This window comes from Kocuria sp. WRN011, from assembly GCF_002295155.1.
GTDB lineage: Bacteria > Actinomycetota > Actinomycetes > Actinomycetales > Micrococcaceae > Kocuria > Kocuria carniphila.
This window is the reverse complement of record NZ_NSGI01000005.1, coordinates 66635-86291: the sequence shown is the minus strand read 5'-3', so window position 1 is coordinate 86291 and position 19657 is coordinate 66635. Positions and strand designations below refer to the sequence as shown.

Below are 19657 nucleotides of genomic sequence, written 5' to 3'. Positions count from 1 at the left end.
TTGACATCATGAATATTCTGCGTCGTTTCCTGTCCATGACAGCACCCTCGGCACTGGCTGCCGCGCTCGTGGTCACGTCACTGACACCCGTGTCCCCCGCTGCTGCGGCACCGGGTCCCGTGGACGGTAAGACCCAACAAACCGCTGCGGCCTCCTGCTTTGAAATCAAACAGCGGGATCGCACGTCACAGTCCGGCGTTTACTGGCTCCTCACGCCGGCCATGGACACACCCCAGGAGTTCTACTGTGACCAGGCCACCGATGGCGGTGGCTGGGTCATGGTGGGTCGTGGGCGCGAAGGTTGGACCGAGAGTTACGAGGGTCAGGGCAATCCCGCCTCCCTTCGGAACACCATCACCGGGCCCGAGGCGTTCAAACCCGCACAACTGTCCTCGGAGACCGTGGACGAGCTGTTGAACGGCCAGCGCCCGGACGAGTTATCCGAAGGCCTACGGATCCGCCGCGCCAAGGACCAGGCCGGGCGAAACTGGCAGGAAGTTCGGCTGGACACCACCAACCAGCCGCGCTGGTCCTGGACGCTCAGCGCCAGCATCCCCGTTCCCAACGCGTACTTCGACGGCGAACGCGTGACCAATCAGCTGACCTCGTGGGCCCAGATTCCACGCCACTGGCTCCGCGGCTACGACCCGCTGAAGGCGTTACGCTTCACCGATCGTGCGGAGCAGGGATACCTGCGCGGATTCGCCTTCGACGACGGCGTGCGGGGAACCACCGACGCCAATTCCCACTTGTGGGCCAGGGATTCGAGCACCGGAGCCATCCCGTTCGCCCAGATGTACATCCGACCGCAGGTCACCCAGGATGCCTTTGCGGGTCGGGAGATCCCGGCTGCAGGAACGGCTGTCCAGGAACGTCGCGAACTGCCCAACTCTGGCGCCGAACCCACCCGCTGGGGCGCCGTCGGACGAGCCGACGGCGGCCAGGGCGAGTTGAACACCGAGGTGCAGGCCTTCGCGGAGTCGGCGGGTTCGGTCTTCGCGGGCGGTAATTTCGCTCGGATGCAGCGGGACGCCAACGGTGCCGAGGCTGTCGATCAGAAGTACCTGGCGGCCTTCGATGTCGACACCGGTGAACTCCGGACGGATTTCCGACCGGTGCTCAACGGTCAGGTCAAAGCGCTGCAGGCGCTGCCCGGTGATCGGGTGGCGGTCGGTGGTCAGTTCTCGACCGTCAATGGTGTGACCTCCCCCGGTCTGGCCGTGCTGAACGCTCGCACCGGTGAACTGGACCCCGCATGGAAGCTCAAGATCGAGAACTTGGTGTCCGGAGGTGTGATTCAGGTCCGAGGGTTGTCCCTTCGTGACAACGACCTCTACCTGGCCGGTTCCTTCACCCACTTGACCGGCGGCACCGATCCCTACCAGGTCTATGCCCGCGGCGCTGCGAAGATCAATGCCACCAACGGCACGCCGGATCGCGCGTGGAACCCGAACTTCAACGGAACCGCGACCGATGTGGACGCCTCAGACCGAGGTGACCGTGTCTATGCCTCCGGCTACTTCTCGCAGTCGGGTCCTAACCCGGCGTTCCGCCTGGCGGCGATGTCCGCCCAGGGCGCCGCCACGTTGACACCGTGGTCCTGGACCCCCTCCATGCCACCTCGCGCCGGTCGCGTGGACGGCTTCCAGTTTGCGGTCAAGGAACACGGGGACACCGTGTGGGCCGGTGGCGCGGAGCATTCGATGTTCGGCTACAACCGGGACACCCTGAGCCGCACTCAGGAGAACATCACGATGGCCGGTGGCGACTTCCAGTCCATCTCGAACAACGACGACACGGTGTTCGGTTCGTGCCACTGTGGCCACTTCAACTACTCAGGGGCCAATAAGTATGCGGTTCCGCGCGGTGCCTTCAGTGTGGCCGACCGCATCGATCTGATCGGCGCGTGGGATTCCGCGAGCGGTTCCTACCTGCCCGAGTTCAACCCGCGCCTGAAGGGCCACGGCGGCTGGGGGATTTGGGGTTCCATGGTCGACAGCCGCGGTGTGCTGTGGGCCGGCGGCGACATTGCCCGCTCCGACACCCAGGCCGGCTGGTCCCAGTGGTCCGGCGGTTTCGTCCGCTTCGCTCCGCGTGATGCGAGCGCCCCGGGCACACCCACCGACTTCCGAGTGACACCGGAAACCGTGAACGGAGCGGCAAGCCACAAGCTCAGCTGGAAGGGTTCGGGCGACTCTGGAACCGTCTATCACCTGTTGAGCGGTGATCGCACCGTGGCCACCACCGCGGAGACCTCATACTCCCTGCCCGCCACCGAGGGCGCGACCTACGCCGTGCGCGCGGCAGATTCGAGCGGGAACATCTCGGCCAGCACGCCGCTGACCGCCGTGGGTGCCGAGCCCACGCCGGAACCGGCTCCTGAGCCCACTCCCACCGACGAGCCGACTCCGACACCCACGCCGGAACCGAGTGACACCACACCGGGCACCGCGCCGTATTCCGTGCTCGATGCCAAGCAGCAATGGCGCTACCGGTTCGACGCCACGGCCCCGGACAGCAATTGGCGTTCCGTGGACTTCGACGATTCGTCCTGGTCCGAGGGCGCCGCACCGTTGGGCCGCGGCACAGCGGATCTCGGTACACAGCTGACAGCTCCGGAGGGAACCACACCACGCTCCTTCCAGGTCCGCCGTGAGGTGAACATCGATCAGGCAGCCGACGTGGAGAAGTTGACGCTGACCACCCGCGCCGATGACGGCATCGTGGTGTACGTCAACGGTGTCGAAGTGACCCGATCGCAACTGCCCGATGGTCCGATCAATCACAACACCTTCGCGTCAGCCGCACCGCGTACCGCTGCCGCTGTTCAGAACCCGGTGACCGTGGAGGTTCCCGGGTGGATGCTCAAGGACGGCAAGAACGTGGTGTCCGCCCAGGTGCACGCCAACTGGGGCGCCTCTCCTGATTTGTCCTTCGAGCTGACCGCCCAGGCCACCCCGGGTGAGGCGCCAGAGCCGCCCACCGAGTCCAGCGGTAACCAGCCCCTGGTCGCTGCGGGTTCCAAGTGGTCGGTCCGGCACGTGAACTCGGCACCTTCGGACAACTGGTTCCAGGGACCCGTGGATCCAGAGTGGTCGGTCCTGACCGCTCCCGTGGGTTGGGGCCAGGGCGTCAGCTCTGTGCTCAGGGCGGATTCGACCCGCCCCATCAGCACCCAGTTGATCCGCGAGGTCGACGTCACGAACCCGGATGAACTGCACGAGCTGCTGTTGACCACCCGCGCCGATGACGGAGTGATCGTGTGGATCAACGGTCGGGAAGTGGCTCGAGCCGGGCTGCCCACCGGCGCCGTCAACTGGAACACCTACTCGACCCAGGCGCCGCGGACCGCCGCCGCTATGGAAAACCCCGTGAGCGTCGTCGTCCCCGCGTCTGCCTTGAAGGCCGGGAAGAACACCGTGGCCGTCCAAATGCACGTGAATTATCGGAGCACCCCTGATGCGAGCGCAGATGTGACGCTTCAGGCCGTTCCCGAAGAGGCGGCTGAGGCCCGCATGGCTGAGGCGGTCGAGGAGGAGAATCAGTGACAGTGGCCCAACGGCTGACCTTTGCCGATGCTTACGAGCAGCTGCGACGCGCGCAGAAACCCGGGGCGGGGGTGCCCGCATACACGCGCTGGGTCAACCGGTCGTTGGCACGATATGCGGCGGCATTCCTGGCCTCCAAAGGGGTCAGCGCGGACGGCACCACGGCATTGAGCGCAACCTTCTCCGCGGTCGGCCTGGTCCTGCTGGCGCTGGGGCCCATCTCGTGGTGGACCGGTCTGGCGGTGGCCGTGTTGTTCGCCATCGGGTACGTCCTGGACTCCGCGGACGGCCAGGTGGCTCGCCTGACCGGAACCGGCTCGCCCGCCGGTGAATGGCTCGACCACGTGGTCGATGCCATTCGGACCCCGGCCATCCACTTGTGCGCACTGATCTCCTGGTACCGGCATGACCCGGTGCGCGATGACATCAGTTCATGGCTGCTCGCGCTTCCCGTGGTGTTCACCCTGGTGGCCGTGGGGCACTTCATGAGCCAGATCCTCGCGGAGCAGTTGCTGCGGGCACGCGGGGTGCGCACCAATGTGGCCTCCGATGCGGGACCCATCCGGTCGTTCGTCAACCTGCCCATGGACGCCGGCGTGACGTGCTGGGTTTTCGTGCTGTGGGGCGCTCCCGGGGTGTTCGCCGTGGCGTACGGACTGTTGCTGATCGCCCACATCGGGATCGGTGCCATATCCATGCGCCGGAAGCGCCGTGCCCTGCACGCCCTCAAGCATCAGGAGACCACCGCATGAGCACCCTGCCCACCGTTACCGGGATCATTTGCACCATCGGTGGTCGTCCGGAGATGCTGCGCGACGCAGTACGCGCCATGGCGGCCCAGGACATCACTGCGGACCTCGAGATCCTGGTGCTCTTCGACCACGTGGCGATCGACGAGCTGACGGACGTGGATCTGCCCGAGAACGTGAGCCTGCGAACCATCGTCAACGACGGCCCTCGAGGTCTGGCCGGTGGTCGCAACAGCGGGGTGCGCCACGCGCGCGGTCAGTTCGTGGCCTTCTGCGATGACGACGACGCCTGGGAACCCGCCAAGCTACGCCTCCAGTTGGCCGCGTTGGAACGGCGCCCGGACGCGGTGGCCGTGGCCGGCGGCATCGCGATCGTGACGGACTCGGGAACCGTCCACCGCGATCCTCCCGCCGAAGCTTCCTTCGACGATTTCCTGCGCTCCCGCATCACCGAGATCCACCCCTCGGCGGTGCTGTACCGCACGGCGGATCTGCGGCCCGGCGGTGCCATTGGCCCCGTGGACGAGGACCTGCCCCACGGTTACGGTGAGGACTACGATCTGCTGCTGCGCGCCACGCGTAACGGGCCGGTGATCTCGGTCCCGGAGACGGTGCTGACGGTGCGTTGGGACCGTCCGTCCTACTTCGCGGGGAAATGGGATTCGCTGGCCGAAGGGCTGACCTACATCCTGCGGAAGTTTCCGGAATTCGAGAGCTGCCCACCGGGCCTGGCGCGCATCACGGGCCAGGTCGCCTTCGCGCATGCGGCGCGCGGGCGCCGTCGTACGGCCGTGGAATGGTCCCACGCCACGCTCCGCAGGAATCCCCTGCAGCTGCGCGGCTGGGCCGCTCTCGTGGTGGCCATGACCCCGGTGCCCGCGGATGCGCTGCTGAACGTGGTTCAAAGCACCGGCCGAGGTCTGTAATGACCCAGCTGCACAACCGACCAGCATTGCCGGCAGACTCGGCGACGACCTCTCAACGGTCACTACCCGCGTGGCCGATTCTCATCCTCTTCCACGGCTTCCCCATCATTTGGGCCATGGGCGCACTGCAATTCGCGCCGTTCGCTCTCGCGGTGATCATGGCCGCGCTCATGGTGTTGCGCGGCCGCGTCATGGTGCCCCTGCCTGCGTGGTTCCTCGCCGCATTGGTGGTCTGGGCGCTCGCGTGCGCCACCCAGCTACCCGACGCCGGTGCTCTGGTGGGTTTCGCACTACGCTGGGGCAACCTCTTGGCCGCCCTGATCATCCTGCTGTACGTGGTCAACGCCCGAGACAGGCTGGGCCAGCACGCGATCCTGGCCGGGTTGATGACCGTGTGGGCCACGGTGGTGCTCATGGGTGCCCTGGCCCTGTTCATCCCCGATGTTCGGCTGAACACGCCGGTCGGCATGCTCCTGCCCGGTTCATTGACCTCCAACGAGCTGGTCAAAGACCTGGTGTTCCCGCCCATGGCCGAAGTGCAGTTGCCGTGGGGCGCTCCGGAACCCTACATCCGTCCGTCGGCCCCGTTCCCCTACGCCAACAGCTGGGGGGTCGCCTACGTCATGCTGACCCCGGTGGCACTGGCCACGCTGCTGACCGTGCGTACCTGGTGGGTCAAGCTGCTGATCAGTGCCGGGCTGGTGCTCTCCCTGGTGCCCGCCGTTGGCACCAGCAACCGCGGCATGTTCCTGGGTCTGGGGATCGCCTTGGTGTACGCGGTCTTCCGTCTCGCCCTCTCCGGGTACTGGAAGGTTGGCCTGGCAGGTCTGCTGGCCCTCACCGGTGCCGCCATGTGGCTGATCCTGGGCGGAGTGGCGGAGCAGATCCTGGGTCGCCAGGAATACAGCGACAGCACCGGCGGCCGGCTCAACCTCTACCGGCAAACCTGGGAGGCCTCGCTGGAGAGCCCGCTGCTGGGTCACGGCGCCCCGCGCATGGAGGAAAGCGTGGGTGTCTACATGGGCACCCAGGGCTACCTCTGGTTCTTCCTGTTCAGCTACGGCCTGGTGGGCCTCATCCTGTTCGTGGGTTTCCTATGGGGATCCACATGGTGGACCCGCGGCGTGAAATCGCCGGCTTCCATCATGCTGCACTCCGTTCCCCTCGCCGCGAGCGCCATTTTCGTGGTTTACAGCTTCGACATCATGCAAACCTGCATCCTGGTCACGGTCCTGGGTCTGCTCATGCGTGAGCGGATCGCCAAGGCTCGTTCATGAGTCGGGTGGGAGGCGCCCGCAGCGCCGCGCTGACGTTCGGTTTCGTCATGGCCGGCGCGGTCATGGCCTTCGGGATCACCCTGAGCATGACGCACGGTTCCGGCGCAGCCGATGCCGGCCGCCTCTTCCAACTCACCGCGATCCTCGCGATCGCGACCACCGCGTGCACCGTGGGCGCCGACGTCGGTCTGGTGCGTACCCTGCCCTCGCTCGCCGCACGACGCCGCTCGGACCAGTTGCGCACGGCCGTGCGCGCCGCCGCTCCCCCTCCGGTGATCGTTTCGTTGCTCGTCGCTCTCACAGCGGGAGCGGTTGCGCTCGTAGGGGCGCTCGAGCAGGACACGGGGACCGCCGTGCTGATTCTCGGTACCGCACTGGTGGCGGGGACCATCCTGAACCTGTGCTTCGGCGTGCTGCGTGGACTGCACAAGGTTCCGTGGTTCTCGTTCCTGCAGAACGTGGCCCTGCCGTCCCTGCGGTGGGCGGGTGTGCTGATCGTCATCTGGCTGGGAACGTCGCTTCCTGCCCTGACCCTCGCCTGGTGTCTTCCCGTGATCGTGGTTCTGGGCTTCGCACTCATCGCCGCCAAACGTGCCTGGCCCGACAGCGAGATCGCTGAGGAGCCTGCGGCGGAGGGCTTCGACAAGAAACAGTTCTGGGGATTCTCCTCCGCCCGCGGTGTCACCGCCATGATCGAGACGCTGCTCGAGTGGATCGATGTGCTCCTCGTGGGCGTCTTCCTGGGGCCGGTGGCCGCAGGTGTGTACGGCGTAGTGAATCGCTGTGTCCGAGCCGGCACCATGTTGGATCACACCGCCCGTATGGTCACGGGCCCGGGGATCAGCGCGGCCATGGCGGTCAAGGATTTCGGGAGCACCAATCGCATTTACACGGTGGCCACCGCCGTTCTGGTCGCTGCTGCGTGGCCCCTGTATCTCACCTTGGCGCTGCACGGCCGCGCGGTGCTGAACCTGTTCAGCGAGGGCTTCGAATCGGGCCACACCGCCATGGCCATCGTGTCCCTGAGCATGCTGTTCGTGGTCTCCGCCGGCGGTGTGCAATCCATCTTGTTGATGGCGGGTCGCAGCTCGTGGCAACTGGGGAACAAGTTCTCCGCCCTCATCGTCGCCGTGACGCTCAACCTCCTGTTGATCCCGGTATGGGGTATCACCGGGGCCGCCGTTGCCTGGTCCGCGGCGCTCCTCACGGATGCGGGCCTGGCGCTCTGGCAGATCACTACCAAATTGGGGATCCGCCCAGATCTGGGTCTGATTTTGCGCACCGGAGCCATCACCGGCGGCTGGACCCTCTTGGTGGGCCTGGTCACGGTGTGGTTCGGAGGTGGCACGGTGACCGCGCTGCTCGTTCATCTGGCACTCATGGCCCCGGTGGTCGGATGGGTGCTCCTGCGCTTGGCTCGCCGGTCCACGGTGCGGGATTCCGCATAAGGGAGGACACGTGTCGCCTTGATCGAATTCACAGAAACTTACTAGTCTGTTAATCAGCAGATCACCTTCAATTCACTGGGCATTTTGCGGGCGCAGGATGCCAACAGAATTTGACGCATTCGGGGGAATGTGAGGGTGGCTGCACAGCTTTCACGGGGGAGAAATACATGGGCTCGAGTACCAAGTCTCACTTCAAGAGACGCCGGAAACGCACCGGTTCGCATGAAACTGCACCGCTGGAGATCAGCCAACTCGTGGCACGCGTCCTGCGCCGTTGGCCCACGGTTCTGTTGACCGCACTGATCATCCTGGCACTCGTGGTACTCGCCAGCCTTCTGGCCCCCCGCTCCTACACGGCTACCGCTTCGGTTGCGGTCTCTCCCATCGTGACCGCCTCCAACGTGGGCGGCGCATCGGCCAACGACGTGGACATGCCTACGGAGATCGCCACGGCCACGTCTCGAGTCGTGGCCGAACGGGCGGCCCAGGATTTGGTCGACGCCGAGGACCAGGACCTGGTGAGCGATCTGCTCGAGAACACCGAGGTCGGTTCACCGTCCCAGTCGAGTGTGCTGCGTATCAACGTCACCGCGAACTCGGCAGACACGGCTTCGGAGCGAGCCAATGCACTGGCCGATGCCTACTTGGCCGACCGCCAGGAAACCGCAGAGTCGCGCGCCGGCGAGGCCGCCGATTCGCTGCAGGAGTCATTGGGCGACATGTCATCGGATGATTCATCCAGGCAGTCCCTGGAAGAGACACTCGTTGAACTGCGATCGGCCTCGCCCTGGCCCGGCCGCATCATTAGTGCTGCGCTTCCCCCCGCTGCCTCCACCGGCCCGGGTCTCAGCGCGGCCATCCTCGCCGGTGCCCTGGGCGGGCTCATGCTCGGCCTGGTCGCCGCGCTGATTCGCGATCGGATTGCCCCTCGCGTGGGATACGCGGATCGTTTGGAAGACCGTGTGGGGATCGCGACCGTCAACGCGACGAACGAACCTGCCCACGTTGCCGTGTCAGACGCCGTCTCTGCCCTGGACGACCGCTTTGGACTCGCTTCCAAGGGCCGGCTGGCCGTCACTTCCCTCAACGGCACCACGTCCGAAGCCATGGTGGATGAATTCAATCACCAGTTGACCACCTGGACGGTGACGGCCACGCCCATGGCGCAGTCCCGCTCCGACGTGCGCCAAACGCTGCAGTCCTACGACGCCGTGGCGGTCCTGGTGGATCCCCGCGACGGTCTGGACGAGACGGCCCAGCTGCTGGCCACCCTTGATCGCGGCTCCGCGAGCATCCTGCCCGTGGTGTGGGACCGCACCGGAGAGGACCGGTCATGAAGATTCTGCTCGTTGCGTCCGCTGGTGGGCACCTGGCTCAACTCCAGAACCTGCAAAAACTGTGGGAGGACCACGAACGCAGCTGGGTGACCTTCGACCTTCCCGAGGTCCGTGCCGGTCTGCACGGTGAGGACCTGCACTGGGCGCACTTCCCGACCACTCGGAACATCCCCAACGCCATCCGCAATCTGGGGGTCGCGCGAAAGCTCATCCGGGAGCTGAAACCGGACGTGGTGATGTCCACGGGTGCCGCGGTGGCCGTGCCGTTCTTCCTGGTGGCCCGGCGCCGCAGGATCCGCACCGTATTCATCGAGTGCTTCGACCGCATCACCATGCCCACCATGAGCGGTCGCATGTGCTATCCGCTATCAGATGTTTTCGCCGTCCAATGGGACGAACAGAAGCGTCATTTTCCCGACGCCGTGAATATCGGCGCGCTGATGTGATTCGTCCCCTCGCCCAAGGAGCCCACCATGAAACACAGCGAACAGTCCTCCTCCCAGCACGTGCCGCTGCGCAAAGGCGCGCCCGCCCCGGACATCGTGGTCTCCTTGGGAACCGATCATCATCCGTTCCCCCGACTGGTGGAGTGGTTGGATGAGGCCCTCGAGCACCTGCCCGAGGTCTCCTGCCTGCTTCAACACGGATTCACCCGTCCGTCCGAGCGTGCCATGAACACCCACCGCATGCCACGCATCGAGTTGCTCGAGCTGTACCACTCGGCTCAGGTGGTGATTGTCCAGGGCGGCCCGGGTTCCATCCTTGACGCCCGCCTGACGGGTCACATTCCGTTGGCGGTCCCGCGCCTGGCTCACCTGGGTGAGGTCGTGGATGACCACCAGGTCGCCTTCACCCGGCGCATGGTGGAAGACGGCGAGGCCAAGCTCGTCCAAGGCCCCGACGATCTACTGACCGCCGTCACAACGATCATGTCCCGACCCTCGGAGTTCCGCACCGAGCCGCGCGTGCCGCAGCCAGAATTGGCGTCCCAGGCGCTGTGGTCCACCCTCGATGCGCACAAGGATCCGTGGCGCCTGCGCACCATGGGACGCAGGTCGCTGCAAACCGCCGTGGACGTGATCGGTCCGCGGTTCCGTCGCGCCGACTACGACCAGCAGGCGGTCTGACACCTCACATCACCGAAACCGCCGCGGCCCCGAAAACCGGGCGCTGCGGCGTCGTCGTCAAGAGTGCGCGATCTGTGAGATCCGCGTCAGGAACCCGTCGGTGCGAACTGGCTCGACAACTCCTGGGCGGCCTTGCGCAGCAGCGGGACGGCGCGATCGCCGAAATCCCAGTCCACGCGCGTGGTGGGACCTGAGACCGAGATCGCTGTGGGAGTGGGGGCGTTGGGGAGCGCCATGGAGAAGCAGCGCACGCCGATCTCCTGCTCCTCGTCGTCAATGGCGTAACCGCGCTCACGAATCTTCTCGAGATCGGCCAGCAGATCATCCACCGTGCCAAGGCTCTTGGGCGTGGGGGTGGTCATGCCCATCGAGTGCACGATGGAGACCACTTGCTGTTCGGGGAGGGTTGCGAGAATGGCTTTGCCCACGCCGGTGTTGTGCAGGGGCGCGCGGCGGCCCACTTCGGTGAACATGCGCATCGAATGCTGGGACTGCGCCTGGCCCACGTACACGACCATGCGGCCGTCGAGCACGGCCATGTTGGCGGATTCGCCCAATTCTTGGACGAGTTGCTGAAGCACGGGCTGCGCGTAGGTTCCCAGCTGCAGGCTGGCGGTGTAGCCCAGGCGAATCAGGCCGGGGCCCAGTGCGTAGCTGCGGTTGGGGAGCTGTCGCACGTAGCCCAGCGGCACCAGGGTGCGCAGCAAGCGATGAATGGTGGGCAGCGGGAGCTCGGCCTTATTGGCCAGCTCACTCAGGGAGGACTCACCCCCGGTGGCGGTGATGATGTTCAGCAGGTCGAACACTCGCTCGACGGACTGGACCCTTCCCCCACTTTTGCCTTCTGCCATGGTGAAACTCGCTTTCCGTGATCGATGGGAACCCGTTGGGCTGGGGGCCATCGGATGTCACCATGTGAAATAAGTCTCACACGGGTCTTGTCTTTCGTCCCAGAGTACATCTACGATTCAAGAAGTGGAAACTTTTTTCCACAATGCGGATAACGAAGTGGAGCGAGGGTTCCGCTCAGTCTGAAAGGAACATCACCAGATGTCTACACCCAGCCCCGGATACTCCATGGTCCTGCGCGTTGAAGCACCCGCTACGTTCAACTCGACCAGTGAAATCACCACCGCAGCCGCCGCTGCCGGCGCCCAGGTGACCGCATTGGACATTGTCGAATCGCACCCCACCAGCGTGGTCATCGACATCAGCTGCAACGTCTCCAACGCCGAACACCGCGACGAAGTCCGGGAGGCGCTCAACGCACTGGACGGCGTGAACGTCCACAAGATCTCCGACCGCACCTTCCTGATCCACTTGGGCGGCAAGATCGAGGTCACACCGCGCGTTTCACTGCGTAACCGCGATGATCTCTCCCGCGCCTACACTCCCGGCGTGGCCCGCGTGTGCATGGCCATTGCCGAGAACCCGGAGGATGCGCGCCGTCTGACCATCAAGCGCAATACCGTTGCAGTGGTCACCGATGGCACCGCCGTGCTCGGCCTGGGCGATATTGGTCCCGCCGCCGCACTGCCCGTGATGGAGGGCAAAGCCGCTCTCTTCAAGGCTTTCGCTGACGTGGACGCCTGGCCCGTGTGCTTGGACACCAAGGACACCGAAGAAATCATCCGCATCGTCAAGGCCATGGCCCCGGTGTACGGCGGCGTGAACCTTGAGGACATCGCGGCGCCGCGCTGCTTCGAGATCGAGGCCCGTCTGCGCGAAGAACTCGACATCCCGGTCTTCCACGACGACCAGCACGGCACCGCCATCGTGACCCTGGCCGCCCTCTACAACGCCCTGCGCGTCGTGGACAAGAAGATCGAGGACGTCAAGGTCGTCGTCTCCGGCGTGGGCGCTGCCGGCAACGCCATCATCCAGTTGCTGCTCGCCAACGGCGTGGCCAACGTGATTGCGTGCTCGCGCAACGGTGCGATCCACTCCGGCGAGACCTACACCGATCCCCACCGCACGTGGCTGGCCGAGAACACCAACAAGAACAACTTCTCCGGCTCGCTCAAGGAGGCCGTGGCCGGCGCGGACGTCTTCATCGGCGTGTCCGCCCCCAACGTGCTCACCTCCGAGGACGTCGCGACCATGGCCGACGACGCCATCGTGTTCGCCATGGCCAACCCGGACCCCGAGGTGCACCCGGCCGAGGCAGCCAAGCACGTCGCCGTGGTCGCCACCGGACGCAGTGACTTCCCGAACCAGATCAACAACGTGCTCGCCTTCCCGGGCCTGTTCCGCGGCCTGCTGGACGCCGGAGCCTCGGACATCACTTCTGAAATGCTCGTGGCGGCCGCCAAGGCCATTGCGGACTGCGTGGAACCGGACGAGCGCAACGCGAGCTTCATCGTCCCCAGCGTGTTCGACCCCAACGTGGCCCCGGCCGTGGCGGAAGCGGTCAAGAACACCGCGCTGGGCGAGGACGGCCAGTAACGCGAAAACCTGCGGAGCGGCGTCGTCGCCCATGCCGGACGACGACGCCGCCCACCCGCCGCTTCGAGCGCAACCGAGCGACAGCGGCGAGACGACGCACTACCAGCACCACCCGAACTTTCCAGGAGGCAACCATGACCATTACCCACAACACCCCGCAGAACGTGGCCGCGGCCAACGAGATCCTCAGCGACGAGGCACTCGCGTTCGTCGAGGCGCTGCACGAGAAGTTCAATGACCGCCGCGAAGAGCTACTCGGCAAGCGCGAGACCGCTCGCGAGCAGGCAGCCAGCACCGGCACGCTGGACTTCCCGGAGGAGACCCGCGAGGTCCGCGAGGGTGACTGGAAGGTTGCCCCGGCACCCGAGGCACTGCAGGACCGCCGCGTGGAGATGACCGGCCCCGCCTCCCCGGCCAAGATGGCCATCAACGCGCTGAACTCCGGCGCCAAGGTGTGGCTGGCCGACCTCGAGGACGCCGCGAGCCCCAGCTGGTCCAACCAGATCGACGCGGTTGCCAACCTGCGCGACGCCGCCCGCGGCACCCTGGCCTTCACCTCGCCCGAGGGCAAGGAGTACAAGCTGCGCGAGGACGCTCCGCTCGCCGTGGTCGTGACCCGCCCCCGCGGCTGGCACCTGCCCGAGCACAACATCACCGTGAACGGCAAGGAAGGCTCCGGTTCGCTCACGGACTTCGGCCTGCACTTCTTCCACACCGCCAAGCAGCTGCTCGAGAACGGCCACGGTCCGTACTACTACCTGCCCAAGATGGAGTCCTACCTCGAGGCTCGGCTGTGGAACGACGTGTTCACCTTTGCCGAGGAGTACCTGGGCATCGAGCACGGCACCATTCGCGCCACGGTGCTCATCGAGACCATCCCCGCCGCCTTCCAGATGGACGAGATCCTCTACGAACTGCGCGACCACGCCTCCGGCCTCAACGCCGGCCGCTGGGACTACCTGTTCTCGATCATCAAGTACTTCCGCGACGCCGGTGACCAGTTCATCCTGGCCGACCGCTCCTCGGTCACCATGACCGCCCCGCTGATGCGCGCCTACACCGAGCTGCTCGTGCAGACCTGCCACAAGCGTGGCGCGTTCGCCATGGGTGGCATGGCAGCCTTCATCCCGTCCCGCAAGGACGAAGAGGTCAACCGTGCGGCCTTCGAGAAGGTCCGCAACGACAAGACCCGCGAAGCCAACGACGGCTTCGACGGCTCCTGGGTCGCCCACCCGGACCTCGTGCCCGTGTGCAAGGAAGTGTTCGACGGCGTGCTGGACGGCAAGCCCAACCAGGTGGACCGGCTGCGCCCCGAGGTCTTCGTGACCGCCGAGCAGCTGCTGGACGTCCCCTCCGCCGGCGATCAGCGCACCGAGGCCGAGCTCAACGCCAACCTTTACGTGGCCATCCGCTACATCGCGGTCTGGTTGTCCGGCAACGGCGCCGTGGCCATTCACAACCTCATGGAGGACGCTGCCACCGCGGAAATCTCCCGCTCCCAGATCTGGCAGCAGATCAAGAACGGTGTGGTTTACACCGACACCGGAAACACTGCAACGCGCGAGCTGGTCGCGGACGCCCTGGACAAGCAGTTGGGTGTCCTCAAGGAGGAGATCGACGCGGAGAACTACGAGAAGTGGTTCGTTCCGGCCGGAAAGCTCATCTCCGACATGGTGCTGAGCGACAACTACCCGGACTTCCTGACCCTGCCCGCGTATGACCTCATGGAAGGGGCCAAGTGACACAGTCCATTCTCGGGGCGCGAGTCGCCTCCGCTGCTCCCGCCGACGCCGCTGCCAGCGGCTCGGCGGGGGCCGTCCCGGCTGGCGCGAGCCTGCCCACCACGTTCTACCAGCGGGCAGACCTCGTGCTCGCCGGCACCGATGCGGACCTCGCCCGGTTCTTCCCGGGTGACCCCGGGGTCCGCCAGCCCGTGCACACGTGCTACATCCCGGCCGACCTGGTCACCGTGGACACCCCCGCCGAATGGGGGCGCGCCGCTCAGGCCGCCGCCGATGAAGCGGGCGGCCTCCAGGTGCTCGCCGAATTGGCGGGGCTCACCGGGGACGGCGTGAGCGACGTCGTTGATCGCGTGGCTGCCAAGCTGCAGAGCGAGCCCATCGAGGACCTGCGACTGGACCTCGAAGACGGCTTCGGCAATCGCTCCGACGGCGAAGAAGACGCCGCAGCGGCCCAGGCCGCCCGCACCGTGGCGCAGTTCGCGATCAACCGGGCCAACGGATCCGCACCGGCACCGGCCTTCGCGGGTATCCGTTTCAAGTGCTTCGAAGAGGCAACCCGCGCCCGCGGTCTGCGTTCCCTGGACGTTTTCGTCAGCACCCTGGTGCGCGAAGGCGGCCTGATCGAGGCCGGCGTGAGCGCCGACGGATTGCCCGCCGGACTCGTGCTGACCCTGCCCAAGGTCTCCTCCGTGGAGCAGGTGCAGGTCATGGTCGAGGCGTGCCAGGCCCTCGAGGATGCGCTGGGTCTGCCCAACGGCCGACTGCGCTTCGAGATCCAGATGGAAACGGCCCCCATGATCCTGGGGCTGGACGGCACGTGCCTGATTCCCGCGATGCTGCGCGCTGCCGAGGGCCGCGCCACCTCGCTGCACTACGGCACCTACGATTACTCGGCGTCCCTGGGGATCTCCGCGCAGTTCCAGTCCATGGAGCACCCCGCCGCGGACTTCGCCAAGAACGTCATGCAGGTGGCCGTGGCCGGCACGGGTGTGCACCTGTCCGACGGCTCCACCAACCAGTTGCCCGTGGGTGACGCCGAACAGCGCCGCGATTCCTGGGCACTGCACGCACGACTGGTCCGCCGGTCGTTGGAGCGCGGCTACTACCAGGGCTGGGACCTGCACGCCCACCAGCTGCCCACGCGCTTCCTCACCAATTACGCGTTCTACCGCGACGGGTTCGACGCCGCCGCCCACCGCCTGGAGGTCTACTCCCGTCGGTCGGTGCCCGGCATCGAAGCCGCCGACGTGGCCGATGAACCCGCCACCGCTCGCGCCCTGGCCCGCTACATTCTGCGCGGCACGCTGTGCGGTGCGGTGACCGAGGACGAGCTGCGCACCGCCGGCTTGTCCCCGGAAACGGTGAGCTCGGTCGCGAAGACGGGCGTGGCGGCGCCGTCGAACGCTGAACATTCCGAAACAGGAGAAACACGATGAGCGAACGCACGTACTGGGCCACCCACGGTGGCCACCCGCCGCAGACCGATCTGCTGACCGACCGGGCCATGTTCAAGGAGGCCTACGCGGTGATTCCGCGGGGTACGCAGCGGGACATCGTGACCTCGTTCCTACCGTTCTGGGAAGGCACCCGGCTGTGGGTGCTCGCGCGACCGCTGACCGGTTTCGCGGAGACGTTCTCCCAGTACCTCATGGAGGTCTCCCCCGGCGGCGGCTCGGACAAGCCCGAGGACGACCCGGATGCTGAGGCAGTGCTGTTCGTCATGGAGGGCTCGCTCGAGCTGACCCTGGGCGACGAGCCCGGCGACGACGACGTCCACACCCTCAACCCCGGCGGCTACGCGTTCATCGCCCCGGGCGAGACGTGGACCGTGCACAACCGCGGCTCCGAGGAAGCCCGCTTCATGTGGGTGCGCAAGCGCTACCAGAAGGTCGCGGGCATCGAGAAGCCGGAATCCTTCGTGACCAACGAGCAGGACGTGGAACCCACGCCCATGCCCGGCACCGAGGGCCGCTGGGCCACCTCGCGGTTCGTGGACCCGGCGGACGTGCGCCACGACATGCACGTGACCATCGTGACCTTCCAGCCGGGCGGGATCATCCCGTTCGCGGAGACCCACGTGATGGAACACGGGCTCTACGTGCTCGAGGGTCAGGCCGTGTACCGCCTCAACGAGGACTGGGTCGAGGTGCAGGAGGGCGACTTCATGTGGCTGCGCGCCTTCTGCCCGCAGGCCTGCTACGCCGGGGGTCCCAAACCCTTCCGCTACCTGCTGTACAAGGACGTCAACCGGCACGCTCCCCTGTCCCTGGGAGGGCATGCGGGGCGCTGATTTCGGCCCCATGACGATTTAAGGTTCCTTATCCCCGATTTCCGCTGTGGAATCGGGGATAAGGAACCCTATTTCATGTGTAGCGCTCATGCTGCGGGACGCAGCTACTCTGCGTCGTGGCGCTGCTCGCCGTCGGCCAGATCTGAGTCATCCTTAGGCCACGGCCAAGAACTCGGGCACCTATAAGCCACTTCCACGGAGGAAATGTGGCTTATAGGTGCCCGAGTTCTAGTTGGTGGCGTAAGAGTGTCTCAGATCTTGTCCCGCTCCAAGCATCGCGGGCAGGCCGCACCGACTGCTCAGCTCAACGGGAAGCCCTTGAGGTCCTTGGGTAGCGGCGGGGCGTAGGTGCGGGACTTGGATGTGGTGAGTCCCAGGCGCACGAGCGACTGCGCAATGGTCACCGCGGCGGCCACTCCGTCCACCACGGGAACACCACACTGTTCACGCACAGCGGCTTCAAGTGCTGCCATGCCGCCGCAGCCGAGCACGATCACTTCCGCGCGGTCCTCGTCGATGGCCAGTTGTGCCTCGGCCACGATCGACTGGATCGCAGCATTCTCATCCGCCTCCAATTCCAGCACCGATGTATTGGACGCCCGCACGGACGCGCAGCGGTCCAAGAGCCCCGCCAGCTGCAGCCGATCCTCGATGAGGGGAACCGTGCGGTCCAGGGTGGTCACCACCGAATAGCTGCGCCCCACGAACGTGGCCATGGAGGCAGCGGCCTCGGTGATGTCCACGACCGGCTGCTCCAACAGTTCCTGCAAGCCTTCGCGGCCGTGTTCGCCGAATCCGGCCTGGATCACGGCGTCGAAGGGCTGGTCGTAGCTGAGCACGGCGTCCATCACGCCCACCGCGGCCAGGTAGGACTCCATGTTGCCTTCACACGAAGGCGCCCCGAAACGCGGGGTCAGTCCCACGATGTCGACGCCGGGCTCGGCCACTTTTCGCGCCGACTCCGCAATCGATTCCGTCATGGACTCCGTGGTGTTCACGTTGACCGTCAAAATGCGCATCGTCTAACTCCTTGAAACGTGAGTGATTCTCGATCGGTGCCCGGCGGGCGGCCGTACTAGAGACGGACCGCCCACCGGGCAGGACATGCGGTGGGCGGGAGCCGCCGGTCTAGCCGAACGGCCCCGCCAGGCAGGTCAGTGGGTGGTGGCCACGGCGATGGCTTCACCGTGCTGGTCCGTGTATTCCACGCGCTTCTTGGCGGTGATCAAGTAGCAGATCGCACCCAGGCCAGCGCCGATGAACCACGAGAACTCACTCGCACCAGCGAAGAACGGAAGCAAAGCCACGGCCAATGACGCCAGTGATGAGGGGATGAACGCCGCAATCGCTCGCGGGTTCACACCCTTGCGGTAGTAGTACGCGCCGTCGTTGGTGTCGATGTAGAGCTGCGGAACGTTGACCTTGGAGCGGCGAATGATCCAGTAGTCGACCATGATGATGCCGAACAGCGGGCCGAGCAGCGCGCCCAGTCCACCCAGGAAGTACACGATCACCACGGGAGAGTTGTAGAGGTTCCACGGAAGAATGACCAGACCGATCACGGCGGAGACGATGGCCGCCTTCTGGAAGTTCAAGGCCTTGGGGAACATGTTGGTCAGCGCATACGTGGGCGCCACGAAGTTGGCCATCAGGTTCACCGCCACCGTGAGGATCAGCAACGCCAGGGATGCCAGCACGATCAGTGGCACGGAGGGGATGGTCTGCACGATGTCTGCGGGTGCCGTGATGATGGTGCCGTCCAACTTCAACTGCGCACCGGCCAGGGACACCACGATCAGGCCGAACAGGAGCATGTTGATGGGGATGCCCCAGAAATTGCCCTTCACAATCGCACCCCGGCTGGTCGCCGAACGCGTGAAGTCGCAGAAGTTCAGCACGAACGTTCCGTAAATGGACACCCACAGCGCGCCGCCACCCAGGATGTGAACCCACATCTCCCAGCCGGTCAGCGGGTTCTCGGTGGTCCACGCGATCGAGAAGTCCACGCGCCACAGCATCCACACGGCCAGCGCCACGAAGGTGACCAGGATGATGGGGCCGGCAAAGGCCTCGTACCGGCGAATCATTTCCATGCCGTAGCAAACGATGATGACCTGGATGATCCATAGGGCCACGAAGCTGATCCACCCCAGAGTGGACAGACCCAGGATGTCGTTGCTGTCCAACGGTGCCAACCCCGGCCACAACGCAATGAGCATCACGCGCAGCACCACGGAGGCCAAGTAGGTCTGAATGCCGAACCAGGCTATGGCCACAATGCCACGCACGGCGGCCGGCAGTTGCGCTCCGTGCACGCCGAAGGAAATGCGGCTCATCACCGGATACGGCACACCTGTCTTGTAGCCCATGAATCCGGACAGGCAGAGCAGGAAGAACAGCAGCAGAGCGCCCACGCCCAAGGCGGTGAGCACCTGCCACGCCCCGAGCCCCAGGGCGAAGAGCCCGATGGCGAATGAGTAGTTGCCCAGCGAGTGCACGTCGTTGGCCCACAGCGTGAAGATGCTGTACGCGTTCCACGTGCGTCCCTCTCGCCGTGTGGGGGCCAGGTCCACGTTGTAGAGCCGGTCGCTGGTGATGGGCGGCGGTTCGGCCTGAACCGTGCCGGGTGAATAGACGTGGTCGAATTCCGGGCGCCCGGCAGCACGTTCACGCGACAGAGCGGTCTCGTCAGCGGCCATATCCCCTCCTTAGGTGATGAGTCGATCTCCGGGCGCGGCCTTGATGACCTGGCCCGATGCGTAGTCCAC

The 19657-nt window shown here is 65.8% G+C and carries 15 protein-coding genes; 12 read left to right on the top strand and 3 right to left on the bottom strand.

Features of this window, described 5'->3' with window-relative positions:
• Positions 1-8 precede the first annotated feature (8 nt).
• The 8 genes from CKW39_RS08165 to CKW39_RS08130 all read left to right on the top strand — a co-directional run bounded on the left by CKW39_RS08165 (position 9) and on the right by CKW39_RS08130 (position 10412).
• Complete coding sequence (locus tag CKW39_RS08165; RefSeq protein WP_143469958.1) at positions 9-3548, top strand: fibrinogen-like YCDxxxxGGGW domain-containing protein; 3540 nt, start codon at positions 9-11, stop codon at positions 3546-3548.
• Positions 3545-4300, top strand: a complete 756-nt coding sequence (locus tag CKW39_RS08160; RefSeq protein ID WP_095797647.1) for a CDP-alcohol phosphatidyltransferase family protein — start codon at positions 3545-3547, stop codon at positions 4298-4300. Before CKW39_RS08165 ends, CKW39_RS08160 begins: the two co-directional genes overlap by 4 nt.
• The gene (locus CKW39_RS08155; protein WP_095797646.1) at positions 4297-5223 is read left to right on the top strand and encodes a glycosyltransferase family 2 protein; all 927 of its coding nucleotides are present in this window, start codon (positions 4297-4299) and stop codon (positions 5221-5223) included. Before CKW39_RS08160 ends, CKW39_RS08155 begins: the two co-directional genes overlap by 4 nt.
• Positions 5223-6500, top strand: a complete 1278-nt coding sequence (locus CKW39_RS08150; protein ID WP_095797645.1) for an O-antigen ligase — start codon at positions 5223-5225, stop codon at positions 6498-6500. Before CKW39_RS08155 ends, CKW39_RS08150 begins: the two co-directional genes overlap by 1 nt.
• The gene (locus CKW39_RS08145) at positions 6497-7948 is read left to right on the top strand and encodes a polysaccharide biosynthesis C-terminal domain-containing protein (protein ID WP_095797644.1); all 1452 of its coding nucleotides are present in this window, start codon (positions 6497-6499) and stop codon (positions 7946-7948) included. The genes CKW39_RS08150 and CKW39_RS08145 overlap by 4 nt, the downstream gene beginning before the upstream one ends.
• A 167-nt stretch (positions 7949-8115) precedes the next feature.
• Positions 8116-9285 carry a Wzz/FepE/Etk N-terminal domain-containing protein gene (locus CKW39_RS08140; protein ID WP_095797643.1) on the top strand — a complete coding sequence of 390 codons (1170 nt, stop codon included), beginning with the start codon at positions 8116-8118 and terminating at the stop codon, positions 9283-9285.
• Positions 9282-9731, top strand: coding sequence for a PssD/Cps14F family polysaccharide biosynthesis glycosyltransferase (gene pssD, locus CKW39_RS08135; protein ID WP_095797642.1), 450 nt, complete (start codon positions 9282-9284; stop codon positions 9729-9731). The genes CKW39_RS08140 and pssD overlap by 4 nt, the downstream gene beginning before the upstream one ends.
• 27 nt (positions 9732-9758) lie before the next feature.
• Positions 9759-10412 carry a glycosyl transferase gene (locus CKW39_RS08130; protein ID WP_095797641.1) on the top strand — a complete coding sequence of 218 codons (654 nt, stop codon included), beginning with the start codon at positions 9759-9761 and terminating at the stop codon, positions 10410-10412.
• A gap of 86 nt (positions 10413-10498) precedes the next feature.
• Here CKW39_RS08130 and CKW39_RS08125 read toward each other — a convergent pair whose 3' ends face one another.
• On the bottom strand, positions 10499-11263 hold the full coding sequence (locus CKW39_RS08125; RefSeq protein WP_095797640.1) for an IclR family transcriptional regulator: 765 nt from the start codon (positions 11261-11263) through the stop codon (positions 10499-10501).
• 199 nt (positions 11264-11462) lie between these two features.
• Here CKW39_RS08125 and CKW39_RS08120 point away from each other — a divergent pair, with 199 nt between their 5' ends.
• The 4 genes from CKW39_RS08120 (at position 11463) to CKW39_RS08105 (ending at position 16889) form a co-directional block, all read left to right on the top strand.
• The gene (locus tag CKW39_RS08120; protein ID WP_095797639.1) at positions 11463-12857 is read left to right on the top strand and encodes an NAD-dependent malic enzyme; all 1395 of its coding nucleotides are present in this window, start codon (positions 11463-11465) and stop codon (positions 12855-12857) included.
• A gap of 134 nt (positions 12858-12991) precedes the next feature.
• On the top strand, positions 12992-14599 hold the full coding sequence (aceB, locus tag CKW39_RS08115) for a malate synthase A (RefSeq protein WP_095797638.1): 1608 nt from the start codon (positions 12992-12994) through the stop codon (positions 14597-14599).
• A gap of 92 nt (positions 14600-14691) precedes the next feature.
• Complete coding sequence (locus tag CKW39_RS08110; RefSeq protein ID WP_158222934.1) at positions 14692-16035, top strand: aldolase; 1344 nt, start codon at positions 14692-14694, stop codon at positions 16033-16035.
• Positions 16032-16889 (top strand): bifunctional allantoicase/(S)-ureidoglycine aminohydrolase, encoded by an 858-nt coding sequence (locus tag CKW39_RS08105; protein ID WP_095797637.1) that lies wholly within the window; start codon positions 16032-16034, stop codon positions 16887-16889. The genes CKW39_RS08110 and CKW39_RS08105 overlap by 4 nt, the downstream gene beginning before the upstream one ends.
• 299 nt (positions 16890-17188) lie before the next feature.
• Here CKW39_RS08105 and CKW39_RS08100 read toward each other — a convergent pair whose 3' ends face one another.
• Both CKW39_RS08100 and CKW39_RS08095 read right to left on the bottom strand, forming a co-directional pair.
• Positions 17189-17908: an aspartate/glutamate racemase family protein gene (locus CKW39_RS08100; RefSeq protein ID WP_095797636.1), complete on the bottom strand. Its 720-nt coding sequence runs from the start codon at positions 17906-17908 to the stop codon at positions 17189-17191.
• A 135-nt stretch (positions 17909-18043) separates the two neighbouring features.
• Complete coding sequence (locus CKW39_RS08095) at positions 18044-19588, bottom strand: NCS1 family nucleobase:cation symporter-1 (protein WP_095797635.1); 1545 nt, start codon at positions 19586-19588, stop codon at positions 18044-18046.
• Positions 19589-19657 lie beyond the last annotated feature (69 nt).

Excerpts from the sequence above, each read along its gene's own strand:
- CKW39_RS08145 (WP_095797644.1), top strand. The coding sequence starts at position 6,497 with ATGAGTCGGGTGGGAGGCGCCCGCAGCGCCGCGCTGACGTTCGGTTTC.
- pssD (WP_095797642.1), top strand. The coding sequence starts at position 9,282 with ATGAAGATTCTGCTCGTTGCGTCCGCTGGTGGGCACCTGGCTCAACTC.
- CKW39_RS08165 (WP_143469958.1), top strand. The coding sequence starts at position 9 with ATGAATATTCTGCGTCGTTTCCTGTCCATGACAGCACCCTCGGCACTG.
- CKW39_RS08155 (WP_095797646.1), top strand. The coding sequence starts at position 4,297 with ATGAGCACCCTGCCCACCGTTACCGGGATCATTTGCACCATCGGTGGT.
- aceB (WP_095797638.1), top strand. The coding sequence starts at position 12,992 with ATGACCATTACCCACAACACCCCGCAGAACGTGGCCGCGGCCAACGAG.
- CKW39_RS08100 (WP_095797636.1), bottom strand. The coding sequence starts at position 17,908 with ATGCGCATTTTGACGGTCAACGTGAACACCACGGAGTCCATGACGGAA.
- CKW39_RS08130 (WP_095797641.1), top strand. The coding sequence starts at position 9,759 with ATGAAACACAGCGAACAGTCCTCCTCCCAGCACGTGCCGCTGCGCAAA.
- CKW39_RS08125 (WP_095797640.1), bottom strand. The coding sequence starts at position 11,263 with ATGGCAGAAGGCAAAAGTGGGGGAAGGGTCCAGTCCGTCGAGCGAGTG.
- CKW39_RS08140 (WP_095797643.1), top strand. The coding sequence starts at position 8,116 with ATGGGCTCGAGTACCAAGTCTCACTTCAAGAGACGCCGGAAACGCACC.
- CKW39_RS08105 (WP_095797637.1), top strand. The coding sequence starts at position 16,032 with ATGAGCGAACGCACGTACTGGGCCACCCACGGTGGCCACCCGCCGCAG.
- CKW39_RS08120 (WP_095797639.1), top strand. The coding sequence starts at position 11,463 with ATGTCTACACCCAGCCCCGGATACTCCATGGTCCTGCGCGTTGAAGCA.
- CKW39_RS08095 (WP_095797635.1), bottom strand. The coding sequence starts at position 19,588 with ATGGCCGCTGACGAGACCGCTCTGTCGCGTGAACGTGCTGCCGGGCGC.
- CKW39_RS08150 (WP_095797645.1), top strand. The coding sequence starts at position 5,223 with ATGACCCAGCTGCACAACCGACCAGCATTGCCGGCAGACTCGGCGACG.